The 11927-nt window shown below is 35.2% G+C and carries 11 protein-coding genes and 1 other RNA gene; 11 read left to right on the top strand and 1 reads right to left on the bottom strand.

Features of this window, described 5'->3' with window-relative positions; all coding sequences use genetic code 11:
• The first annotated feature begins 1 nt into the window (after position 1).
• From H3T54_RS08010 to H3T54_RS08060, 11 genes are all read left to right on the top strand, one after another.
• The gene (locus H3T54_RS08010; RefSeq protein WP_198221917.1) at positions 2–667 is read left to right on the top strand and encodes a hypothetical protein; all 666 of its coding nucleotides are present in this window, start codon (positions 2–4) and stop codon (positions 665–667) included.
• A gap of 20 nt (positions 668–687) precedes the next feature.
• Positions 688–2247: a glucan biosynthesis protein G gene (locus H3T54_RS08015; RefSeq protein ID WP_232351541.1), complete on the top strand. Its 1560-nt coding sequence runs from the start codon at positions 688–690 to the stop codon at positions 2245–2247.
• Between the two features lie 21 nt (positions 2248–2268).
• Positions 2269–4629 (top strand): glucans biosynthesis glucosyltransferase MdoH, encoded by a 2361-nt coding sequence (gene mdoH, locus H3T54_RS08020; protein ID WP_198221919.1) that lies wholly within the window; start codon positions 2269–2271, stop codon positions 4627–4629.
• 64 nt (positions 4630–4693) lie between these two features.
• On the top strand, positions 4694–5668 hold the full coding sequence (gene epmA, locus H3T54_RS08025; protein ID WP_198221921.1) for an elongation factor P--(R)-beta-lysine ligase: 975 nt from the start codon (positions 4694–4696) through the stop codon (positions 5666–5668).
• 2 nt (positions 5669–5670) lie between these two features.
• Positions 5671–7044 (top strand): DNA recombination protein RmuC, encoded by a 1374-nt coding sequence (rmuC, locus tag H3T54_RS08030; RefSeq protein ID WP_198221923.1) that lies wholly within the window; start codon positions 5671–5673, stop codon positions 7042–7044.
• Positions 7045–7162: 118 nt separating this feature from the next.
• Positions 7163–7408 (top strand): exodeoxyribonuclease VII small subunit, encoded by a 246-nt coding sequence (gene xseB, locus H3T54_RS08035; protein ID WP_065614071.1) that lies wholly within the window; start codon positions 7163–7165, stop codon positions 7406–7408.
• On the top strand, positions 7398–8270 hold the full coding sequence (gene ispA / locus H3T54_RS08040) for a (2E,6E)-farnesyl diphosphate synthase (protein ID WP_370527368.1): 873 nt from the start codon (positions 7398–7400) through the stop codon (positions 8268–8270). Before xseB ends, ispA begins: the two co-directional genes overlap by 11 nt.
• A gap of 12 nt (positions 8271–8282) precedes the next feature.
• On the top strand, positions 8283–10148 hold the full coding sequence (gene dxs, locus H3T54_RS08045; protein WP_370527357.1) for a 1-deoxy-D-xylulose-5-phosphate synthase: 1866 nt from the start codon (positions 8283–8285) through the stop codon (positions 10146–10148).
• A gap of 7 nt (positions 10149–10155) precedes the next feature.
• A complete protein-coding gene (zapA, locus tag H3T54_RS08050; RefSeq protein ID WP_034903801.1) occupies positions 10156–10440 on the top strand; it encodes a cell division protein ZapA in 285 nt (94 codons plus the stop codon).
• Between the two features lie 65 nt (positions 10441–10505).
• A non-coding RNA gene (gene ssrS / locus H3T54_RS08055) (6S RNA) lies at positions 10506–10688 on the top strand.
• 29 nt (positions 10689–10717) lie between these two features.
• Complete coding sequence (locus H3T54_RS08060; protein WP_198221927.1) at positions 10718–11263, top strand: 5-formyltetrahydrofolate cyclo-ligase; 546 nt, start codon at positions 10718–10720, stop codon at positions 11261–11263.
• Positions 11264–11311: 48 nt separating this feature from the next.
• Here H3T54_RS08060 and H3T54_RS08065 read toward each other — a convergent pair whose 3' ends face one another.
• On the bottom strand, positions 11312–11914 hold the full coding sequence (locus H3T54_RS08065) for a hypothetical protein (RefSeq protein WP_198221929.1): 603 nt from the start codon (positions 11912–11914) through the stop codon (positions 11312–11314).
• Positions 11915–11927: the final 13 nt, after the last annotated feature.

The raw sequence follows: 11927 nt of genomic DNA on the forward strand, positions 1-11927 counted from the left end.
TATGAAAATAAGTAATATCCTTACATGTGCCATTGTCTTTATTCTTGCCACAGGCTGTGTAAAAAACAATATGTCTAAAACAAAAAATAATGGCAAAAATATTGAAGTCGATGCATTAACAATATTAAAAGAACAAACGGAACAAAATAACCCGTTTGTATCTAATGCCAAAAATCAATTACTTCAATTAGTCGGCGATAAACAATTTGACAGTTATATAAAAAAACAAGGTATTTTAGACTGTAAAGATGATAGTAACGAATCTTCCTGTGTGTTAAATTTTTATCTTAACGAATTCTATAAGTTAAAATATGATATACAACTCAAAAAAGTGATTGAAGAAAATCAAGCCGAACATAAAATTGAGTTAAAGAAAATTAATCCAACCGACAATAATCTAAACAATTACTGTCAATGGTCAGCTGATTTTGTTGCCGCAGTTTACAGCAAAGATACCGAAAATATAACCAATCGCTATCAACCATTATTTAGAATGTCAGAACAAGATTTGGCTGCATTACAAACTAAAATTCTCAAAGATAATTACTCGCATTTTTTAATTGATGAAAATCCAAGTATTCTTGACGAAATGAAAACTGATTATCTTGAAAATTGTTTAAGTAGCCCTAAAGACAATATTATCAATTACATTAATATTTTTAGATAATACTTAAGTGAGTCTTTTTTATGTACAATTTATTACCTATTAGTCGATTTAGTAAAACACTAACTTGCAAGATGTTATGCATAGCATCAATATCTTGTTTGAGTTTTTCTTCATGGGCTTTTACTTTTAATGATGTAGTGACAAAAGCAGAAAAATTATCAAAAAAGTCTTATGTCCAACCATCTAAAAACATTCCTAGTGAGCTATCTTCACTGCAATTTGCTGATTATCAGAAAATTTCTTTTAAACATGATAAAGCTTATTGGAATGATCGCAAAAGTCGCTTTAAACTAGAGTTTTATCATGAAGGTATGTATTTTGACATTCCGGTTAAAATTAACGAAATTGTCAATAACCAAGTTAATGAAATTAAATACGATCCAGATTATTTCGACTTGAGTCAACTTCATTTAGATAATTTAAATACTAAAAATCTTGGTTTTGCCGGTTTTAAAGTTCATTATCCAATTAACAAACCAACAAAAACCGATGATGAAATATTTACTGCGCTTGGTGGTAGTTACTTCCGTGCTGTTGGTAAAGATCAACGATATGGCCTTTCTGCTCGAGGTCTTGCTATCGACACCGGTGAAATGTCAGGAGAGGAATTTCCTCGCTTCAAAGAATATTGGATTGAACGTCCAGAACCAAATCAAAAGCATTTAGTCATTTATGCATTACTTGACTCTCAAAGTGTGACTGGTGCTTATAAAATCACCCTAGTACCAAGTATCGATACCACCGTTACGGTTGAAGCTAAAGTATTCTTCCGTAATTCAGTTAAAAAATTGGGTATTGCGCCATTAACTAGTATGTTCTTATATGGCCCAAATCAGCCATCACCACTACTTAATTATCGTCCAGCAATGCATGACTCAAACGGGTTATCTATTTTGGCTAATAATAATGAGTGGATCTGGCGTCCCTTAAACAATCCTAAACGTTTATCTTTTTCATCATATAGTTTAGAAAATCCAAAAGGTTTTGGCCTAATCCAACGAGATAAAGGTTTTGATGATTATCAAGATTTAGATGATCACTACGAACTACGACCAAGCGTTTGGGTTGAAATTTTAAATGATTGGCAAAAAGGGCGAGTTGAACTTGTCGAAATTCCAACAGCAGATGAAACCAATGATAATATTGTTTCTTTCTGGGTTCCTGAAAAGCAATATAAAGGCGGTGATCAACTTACTTTTAAATATCGACTACATTACACTTTAAACGAACAAAATCGTTATCCGGCTAACGTCGCTAGAGCAGAAAGTACTCGTTTATCGCTAGGTGATATCAAGCAAGCCAATTTAATACGTAAACTTGATGGTTCTAATGCATATGTTATTGATTTTACTGGACCTCAGTTATCTGATAAAAATCCTGTTAAAGTTATTTCAAGTATTAATAACGGCTCAATTGTAAGTTGTGATTCCCAATACAATTCAGTAACTAAAGGTTGGCGTGTTATTATTCGATTCAACGTTGAAGATAACAAAAAAGCAACCGATCTGCGTGTTCAACTCGCTTCTCAAACAGGTGAAGTTTTGTCCGAAACTTGGAGTGGGCAATACCCTGCTCAATAATTATAATAATCAGCCAATAATATGAAAAAAGATTACTTCGAAAATCTATCTGACGCCGAAATTTGGCGTCAGAAATCGGAAAACAATAACTCTCTTGCCAATGATGTCGAATTCTTAAAATATCGATTGAGTCAAGTCGGCAACATTGACCATTTTAATGAAGCAAGACAACAGCAACCTAGTTATCCCAAAGTTGAACGTGTGTCAGTACAACCACAAATTTGGAATGAACGGTATACAGCTAAATCAAAACCTCGTGTGAATATTATCGCACTTATTCGTCGTCTAATTATGTTTGTGCTTATAGCAGTTCAAACATACTATGGAACAATTTATTTATCGTCACTTTTGCCGTATCAAAGCTGGCAAAGGATTAGTTTCATGGCTAATTGGGACATCAATCCTGAACTCGCTATCTATAGTATTATCCCTTATATCATACAGGGTTTTATTATTGGTCTCTTTGCTATTTTATTTTGTTGGATCTCAATCGGTTTTTGGACTAGTATCATGGGTCTTATTTTGGCAGTGATAAAAAAAGACCGTTATACCATTGCTATTCCAAATGATCCCGCAGCTCATATTGACGCAAAACATCGTACCGCTTTAGTCATGCCTATCTGTAATGAAGATGTTTCACGAGTATTCGCTGGACTTGAAGCCACCTATGAATCACTGGTTGAAACAGGACATGCTCAATGTTGTGATTTTTATATTCTTAGTGATACTAACGATCCTGATTTGTATGTTAATGAATTAAAGGCTTGGGCTGATTTTAATGCTAAAAAAGCAGATAATGGTTGTAATATTTTCTATCGTCATCGTAAACGCCGTGTAAAACGTAAAAGCGGTAATATCGATGACTTTTGTCGTCGCTGGGGCCATCAATATGAGTATATGATGATTCTTGATGCTGATAGTATTATGACTGGCGATTGTATTTTAAAAATGGTTGCCATGATGGAAATGAATCCAACAGCGGGTATATTACAATCACCACCAAAATCGGTCAGAATGACAACCTTATACGGCCGTATTCAACAATTTGCCAATCAAATTTATAGCGATATTTTTTGTTCAGGTACTCACTTCTGGCAACTAAGTGAAGCCCAATATTGGGGTCACAATGCCATGATTCGCCTCAAACCATTTATTGAACACTGTATTTTATCACCATTGCAAAAACGTAAAGGTCCGATTCATATCTTATCGCATGATCTGGTTGAAGCAACTTTAATGCGCCGAGCTGGTTATGGAGTATGGATTGCTTACGATATGAACGGTAGTTATGAAGAGTTGCCAGGTAATATGATTGAAGATCTTAAACGAGATAATCGTTGGTGTATGGGTAATCTGATCAATCTTCGATTAATATTCAAAAGTGGCATTACTTTAACTCATAGAGTTATGTTTTTAACCAGTGGTATGGCTTACATTTCATCATTATTGTGGTTGGTATTTTTAATTTTCTCAACACTATTATTATTAGTGTTCAATATTTCTGAACCACAATATTTTTTCCAACCAAACCAATTTTATCCAACTTGGCCAAGATGGGATGAACAATTAGCGATTCAACTACTTTCAACCACGATGGTATTGCTGTTTGCACCTAAATTATTTAGCTATGGTATTATTATAGCCAGAACAGGAGCAAAAGATGTTGGTGGAATATTTAAACTAACCTTATCAATTCTTATTGAAATGGTGTGGTCTATGATCCTTGCTCCAATCCGTATGATCTTCCATAGCAAATTCGTTGTTAAAGCATGGCTTGGTAGCAAAATTCAATGGAAGTCACCATCACGAAGTGATGATGCCTTAACTTGGGGGGAATCATTCTACTTTTGTTGGCCTTTATCGTTATTAGGAATTGTGTGGTTATGTGTGATTATTTGGTTAAATCCACAATTTACCTATTGGTATATCGCAATTTTAATTCCATTAACTATTTCACCACTAGTAATTCGTATTTCTGGTTTATCCAGTATTGGTATGAAAGCTAAAAAAGCAGGGTTATTTTTAACACCTGAAGAAACCCACCCTTCACGTGCAGTAAAACTCACTGGTGACTATTTAGCGCAAACCGAAGCTGCTTTTATGGAACATGGCTTTATTATGGCACTTGTTGATCCTATTTATAATGCGTTAGCCTGTGCATTATCGACTTCTCGTCATTTACCTAATACAAAAAATCAGCAATTGCGCCAACAACTGATTGAGCACTATCAGCAAGTGGATTTAGAAAAAATCAGTAAAGAACAACAATTAGCGATTTTAGAAGACCCTATTATTCTTTCTGCACTTCATTGCCACATCTGGCATCAGCAAGAAAAATACGACAATTTGTTCTCATTATGGCAAAATGAACGCCAGCAATAAGAGATAGGGCTTAATGCCCTATTTCTTCTTTTAGTAATTAATCAAAATCCATGGATATTTTTTTATGACTTGGCAACCAACTGCATCAATTAATAATTTACTTAAGCGCGCTAAAATTGTATCTCAAGTAAGACAGTTTTTCGCTGATCGCTGTATATTAGAAGTCGAGACGCCAACCTTAAGCCAATATGCAGTAACAGATGTGCATCTGAGCTCATTTCATACCTTATTTTTAAAACCTGGTGAAACCAATGAACAACAAGGGCAGAAAATGTCATTAATCACCAGTCCTGAATATCATATGAAGCGTTTATTAGCGGCTGGCAGTGGCCCTATTTATCAAATCTGTAAATGCTTTCGTAATCATGAAGAAGTGAGTCGCTATCATAATCCTGAATTTACTATGCTAGAGTGGTATCGTATCCAATTTGATATGATGCAAATGATTAACGAGGTCGATGATCTTCTACAAAACATTTTAGATTGCGAACCAGCCGAACGTATTTCTTATCAAAAAGCATTTCAACGCCATCTAAATATTGACCCATTGGAAGCTGATCAAGCAAATCTAATTGATGCGATTAAAAAGCTTAATATCGAGCTCAATACTGATGATTATGATCGAGACACTTTATTACAATGCCTATTTAGTTTCGGCGTCGAACCTCATATTGGTCAAGAAAAGCCCGTTGCAGTATATAATTTCCCTGCTTCTCAAGCAGCATTAGCAGCAATCAGTTCGGAAGACCATCGAGTCGCCAGCCGTTTTGAGTTTTATTATAAAGGGGTTGAACTGGCTAATGGATTTAAAGAATTAACCAATCCGCAAGAACAAAAGATGCGTTTTGAACAAAATAATATTGATAGGGCTAATCAAAATTTACCGCCACAAAATATTGATATTGAGTTAATTGCGGCTATGGAAGCTGGTTTACCTGATTGTGCCGGTGTTGCCGTAGGACTTGACCGCTTAATTATGTTAGCACTTGATGCCATGAATTTAGACGATGTCATTTCATTCACTTTTGCAAGGGCTTGATCATGTTTGGAAGTTTAGGCTTAAGTGAATGGACAGCGATAATAATTGCTATTATCGCCGTTGTTTTATTAATCGCTTTATTAAAAACGCAATTTAGAGCCAATAATCTACATGCTTTATTTGATTTACAACTAAATCAAAAAAAACAAGAAAATCAAGTTTTAACCACTCAAATAACACAGTTGGAACAAGAATTAAACCAATGCCAACAACAAAATATCGCCCAAAATATCAAAATTAGCGAGTTACAAACTCGTTTGGAAGAGACCATGAATGCGGCACAGCAACGGCAAACCATTCTGGAACAAAGTGAGCAACGCTTAACAACTCAGTTCGAAAATTTAGCTAATCGAATTTTTGAACAAAGCGGCAAAAAGATTGAGCAACAAAATAAACAAAGTTTAGATTTTCTACTTTCACCACTAAAACAACAATTAGAAAGCTTTCAGAAACAGGTTCAAGACAGCTTTGGACAAGAAGCCAAAGAGCGTCATACTCTCACCCATGAAATCCGCAATTTGCAACAGCTTAATGAATTAATGACTAAGGAAGCCACTAATTTAACTAATGCATTAAAAGGCAATAACAAAACTCAAGGTAATTGGGGAGAGTTTATTCTTAGTCAAATTTTGGATAATTCAGGACTCCGCTTGGGACATGAGTATCACACTCAGGTTAATTTAACCAATGAAAATAATCAACGATTGCAACCAGATGTAATTGTTCATTTACCTCAAGGTGGTGATGTTGTCATTGATTCAAAAGTTACTTTAGTTGCCTATGAACGTTACTTTAACAGTGATGACGATGATATTAGAACTAAGGCTATTTCCGATCATCTTGCTTCGGTACGTAATCATTTAAAACAGCTTAGCCAAAAAGATTATCACAAACTCATTGGTATCAATTCATTAGATTATGTTTTAATGTTTATTCCAGTTGAACCAGCATTTTTGTCAGCAATTGATCAAGATCCTACATTAATTAATGATGCTTTAAAAAACAATATTATGATTGTTAGTCCAACAACCTTATTGGTAGCGTTAAGAACTATTCATAATTTGTGGCGATTTGAATACCAAAATCGTAACGCCGAACTTATTGCTGATAGAGCAAGTAAACTATATGATAAAGTTCGTGGTTTTATTGAGGATATGGAAAACCTAGGTAACTGCTTAGATAAAGCGCAACAAACCTATCAATCTTCAATGAACAAACTATCTAAAGGACGAGGTAATGTTGTTGGTCAAATAGAACGATTCAGGGAATTAGGAATTGAAGTAAAAAAACCGATCAATCCTGATATAGCCCAACTATCAGTTGATGAACTTGAACGTGAACAAGAAGATTATCCATCTTGCCACGATACTCAATAAAACTAATCACAACTCATTGTGCAATGACGTTTTAATTAATGTAAAAATTTAACTTAAATATCTTAATTCACCATCAGAAAAAATACGTGTATACTCATTTAACATAGAGGGGGACGATATGGCAAAAAAACAAGATAAAGAAGCAAGTTTTGAAGAAACGATCAAACAACTTGAAGCAATTGTCACTCAACTTGAAAATGGTGATTTACCATTAGATGAAGCTTTAAATGAGTTTGAAAAAGGGATTAAATTAGCCCGTTCAGGTCAAAAACAACTTAATGAGGCTGAACAACGCATCCAAATTTTGTTATCTGAAAATAGTGATGCTCAATTATCTGAATTTTCAATTGATAATAATGAATAGCACAAAACCATTACAAGAACGTATTGATAATTATTTAACAACGTATATTTCGCAATTTGCCCCTTCAAACTTGCAACAGGCGATGAGCTACAGTCTGCTTGCCGGAGGCAAACGAATCCGCCCCATTCTAGTTTATCTAACTGGGCAGATGTTTAATTGTCCTTTAGAAAAACTTGATCCCATTGCAGCAGCTATTGAATCAATGCATACTTATTCTTTAATTCATGATGATCTACCTGCCATGGATAATGATAACCTCAGGCGGGGTAAACCTACTTGTCATATTCAATTTGGTCAAGCAGAAGCAATTCTTGCTGGTGATGCCTTACAATCGCTAGCTTTTGGTTTATTATGCGAAAATCAACATATTGATAACCAAAGTAAAATTAATATGATTAGTGAACTTGCTAACGCCAGTGGTCTTGCAGGTATGTGCTTAGGTCAATCACTTGATTTGCAAGCAGAACAACAAAAAGTAACCCTTGAACATTTACAAAATATCCATAATTATAAAACCGGTGCTTTAATTCAAGCTGCAGTTAGGCTTGGTGCTTATGCTAGTGGTGAGGTAGCCAAACCCTATTATCAAATCTTAGATGACTATGCTCAAGCTATTGGATTAGCATTTCAAATTCAAGATGACATTTTAGATGTTATTGGTGAACAAGAACTAATGGGTAAACCACAAGGCTCAGATATTGCACTTGAAAAAAGTACTTATCCGGCATTAGTTGGCTTACAAAATGCAATTGAAATGACAAACACATTATATCGGCAAGCTATCGATAGTCTGCGGCAAATACCTTATAATAGCCAACCATTACAAGATCTTGCTGGTTTTATTATTAATCGAAATAGTTAACCTAATAACTAGATGATAAAAATGAATTTAGATAAATTTCCTTTATTAAAGCAAATCAATTTTCCCACGGATCTTAAACGTTATCCGCTATCACAATTGCCAGAGATTTGTCAGGAATTACGACAATTTTTATTAGATAGTGTTAGTCAATCTAGTGGCCATTTAGCTTCAGGTTTAGGTGTAGTCGAATTAACCGTTGCTTTACATTATGTCTATAACACTCCATTTGATAAAATTATATGGGATGTAGGGCATCAAGCTTATCCGCATAAAATCCTTACTGGTCGACGTGATCAGATGCTAACCATTCGCCAAAAAGGTGGATTGCACCCTTTTCCTCATCGTTATGAAAGTGAATACGATGTGTTAACAACTGGCCATTCATCAACATCTATTAGTGCCGCGCTAGGTATTGCTATTTCTGAACAACAAAAGCAATCAGGACAAAAAGTAGCAGCAATTATTGGTGATGGAGCATTAACCGCTGGTATGGCATTTGAAGCAATGAATCACGCAGGTCATATAAAACCTGATATGCTAGTCATTGTTAATGACAACGATATGTCGATTTCTGAAAACACCGGCGCACTTAATCAGCATTTAGCGCAACTTTTATCAAGTAAAGCTTATACCTCTTTTCGTGAAAGTGGTAAAAAAGTCCTTTCGAATATTCCGCCATTAAAAGAATTATTCAAAAAAACCGAAGAACATTTAAAAGGATTAGTGACTCCAGCCATTTTATTTGAAGAATTAGGCTTCAATTACATTGGCCCAGTAGATGGTCATGATGTCGAAACACTTGTAGCTACCTTACAAAAGGTGAGGCAGTTAAAAGGACCACAACTACTGCACATTATTACTCAAAAAGGTAAAGGCTATGGCCCTGCCGAACAAAACCCGACTTTATGGCATGGTGTTCCCAAATTTAATCCCAACGAAGGGACTTTACCGATTTCAAAAAAAGTTGCACCAACCTATTCCAAAATATTCGGAGATTGGCTGTGTGAGATAGCCGAACATGATAAACGTTTAATGGCAATTACCCCTGCCATGGGCGAAGGCTCTGGTATGACTGAATTTGCAAAACGCTATCCCAATCAATTTTTCGATGTGGCCATTGCTGAGCAACATGCGGTAACGTTAGCCGCAGGCTTTGCTATTAGTGAATTTAAACCGGTAGTAGCCATCTATTCCACTTTTTTGCAACGTGCGTATGATCAAGTGATCCATGATATTGCTATCCAAAATTTACCTGTCCTGTTTGCTATAGATAGAGCTGGTATTGTTGGCGCTGATGGTGAAACCCATCAAGGGGCTTTCGATTTAAGTTTTCTACGCTGTATTCCTAATCTTGTTATTATGACTCCGAGTGATGAAAATGAATGTCGACAAATGCTTTATACAGGTTATTTACATAATGGCCCATCAGCGGTACGTTATCCTCGTGGTGAAGGATGTGGTGCTAGCTTACAACCACTCAATCCAATACCATTGGGACAATCAAAATACTGTCGTGAAGGTGAAAATATTGCTTTACTTAATTTTGGCACATTATTACCTGAAGCTTTACAAGCAGCCGATCAAATAAATGCTACAGTGATAGATATGCGTTTTGTAAAACCACTAGATGAAAAAGTCCTTTTGCACATTGGTCAAAGCCATAATATACTTGTAACCATCGAAGAGAACAGTATCAAAGGTGGGGCTGGAAGCGCCGTCAATGAATTTTTGTTATCGAAAAAAACAAAATGTGATATTTTAAACATCGGATTGCCTGATGTGTTTATTCCACAAGGATCACAACAAGAAATGCGTGATGAAGTTGGATTAAACGCCAAACATATAATCGACAAAATTAATACATTTATAAAACTATAGGTTAAATATGGAAACTCAAGCTGTCACGGTTCAGATTTTTGGGCGAACTTTAAAATTTAATTGCCCTGTTGAAGAAGTTGACGCACTTACAAATGCGGCTAAAGATTTAGATGCACGCTTAACAAATTTACGAGAAAAATCACCACAAGTTGGCAGCGATCAACTTATTATGACTGCTGCACTAAATATATCTTATGAACTAACTAAAGAGAAAGAAAAAAGCGATGAGTTTGCTAATAGATTAAAAATGCTACAGCAGTTACTTGATTCCGCTTTAAATACCAACAATTAGTTAGCTTAAACGTAAATAATCAACAAAGACTATTGTATGATTCTCTAAATTTTGTATTATATTAATTATCTCTGAGATGCTCGGGATAAGGGTTAGTCCCCTGAGCCGATATTCTTTAATTTAGAGTGGTGTGGTTTTTGATTGGTGTGTATGCCTAATTTATTTAGGAAACCTAAAAATTAAAACATGCAACTCACCTTGAACCTTGGGTTCAAGGGTTACGACCCTAACGACATCTTGGAGTGCTTCTTTACTTTTCTTTTTCAATCGATAACTAATGAATATTCGGCAAGCGATACGTCAAAAAAGACGTGATTTATCTCCACAACAACGCTGTAATGCACAGCAAATTATTTATCAAAAAATTAAAAATCATCCAGCTTTGAATCAAGCTGAAAATATCGCTATTTTTTTGTCATTTGATGGGGAAGTCGATACTAAACCGATTATTGAATATCTATGGCAACAAAACAAATCAGTCTACTTACCAATTACCCATCCATTTTGTAAAAATCACCTACTCTTTTTAAAGTACACCACAAATACGCCACTCATAAAAAATCATTTTGGCATCTTTGAACCAGAACTTAATGTCAATAATGTCATTCCGTTTGCACAACTTGATATCGTCTTTACACCATTAGTTGCTTTTGATGAACGAGGTTATCGTATGGGAATGGGCGGTGGCTATTACGACCGAATGCTAGCAAATTATCAACAACAACAGATATTACCTATTGGGCTCGCATTTTCCTGCCAAAAATTGGCCAATATTGATAATCAACCTTGGGATATCAAATTGCCAGAAATAATTTATGCTTAAACAGGCATTATCATAAAATCAAACAAACTATAAGTAATCAATAACTGGTTATTTTAGCTTATTCGACTTTTTCAGAATGGCTGCCATTAGCGGACGATGGCAATGATAAATCATGTCAGATTTTAACATCACTAATTCGGCTAACGGTACAGTCCAATCAGGTATTTCAGTAGTCTCAGGATGTTTTGGTTCAATCGGATTATCTACAGTATAAAGTTCAGTACTAGCAAATAAATCTTGCTTTTTAGCAATATCTACATCATCACTGTCGCTAAGCATTTTACAGTTATCTAATAGTTCTTGGGCAAATTGTTCTGGCCAATCATCCGCAAAGTGCTTAAATTTAGCAAAGCTTGCAATGTGCCTCAACATATCACGAAACAGTAATAAATAGACCATTTGAACATTTCGCCCAGATAAACTAGCAAGCTGTTCGTCAGACAATTTGTTATTGAAAACACTAGGCCCCCATTTAAAAAACAGCGTATCTTTATACAAATTGATGATATGTTTAGCTGCACTATATTTCGACTTAACTAAACTATCAATTTCACGCGATAGTTGCATGGTAGGATAACCAACATTATTACGACCATTTAAGTCTCGTTCTGATAAAGATTGTGTTTTTTTGCTGGGTAAAAGTTTTTTCAAAAATCCTAACATG

It is taken from the genome of Gilliamella sp. B14384G10 (assembly GCF_016101685.1).
Taxonomy (GTDB): Bacteria; Pseudomonadota; Gammaproteobacteria; order Enterobacterales; family Orbaceae; genus Gilliamella; species Gilliamella apis_A.

What these genes read in the sequence shown, in the direction of transcription:
- rmuC (WP_198221923.1), top strand. Translation starts at nt 5,671, where the DNA reads ATGTTTGGAAGTTTAGGCTTAAGTGAATGGACAGCGATAATAATTGCT.
- epmA (WP_198221921.1), top strand. Translation starts at nt 4,694, where the DNA reads ATGACTTGGCAACCAACTGCATCAATTAATAATTTACTTAAGCGCGCT.
- xseB (WP_065614071.1), top strand. Translation starts at nt 7,163, where the DNA reads ATGGCAAAAAAACAAGATAAAGAAGCAAGTTTTGAAGAAACGATCAAA.
- zapA (WP_034903801.1), top strand. Translation starts at nt 10,156, where the DNA reads ATGGAAACTCAAGCTGTCACGGTTCAGATTTTTGGGCGAACTTTAAAA.
- H3T54_RS08010 (WP_198221917.1), top strand. Translation starts at nt 2, where the DNA reads ATGAAAATAAGTAATATCCTTACATGTGCCATTGTCTTTATTCTTGCC.
- dxs (WP_370527357.1), top strand. Translation starts at nt 8,283, where the DNA reads ATGATAAAAATGAATTTAGATAAATTTCCTTTATTAAAGCAAATCAAT.
- mdoH (WP_198221919.1), top strand. Translation starts at nt 2,269, where the DNA reads ATGAAAAAAGATTACTTCGAAAATCTATCTGACGCCGAAATTTGGCGT.
- H3T54_RS08060 (WP_198221927.1), top strand. Translation starts at nt 10,718, where the DNA reads ATGAATATTCGGCAAGCGATACGTCAAAAAAGACGTGATTTATCTCCA.
- H3T54_RS08015 (WP_232351541.1), top strand. Translation starts at nt 688, where the DNA reads ATGTACAATTTATTACCTATTAGTCGATTTAGTAAAACACTAACTTGC.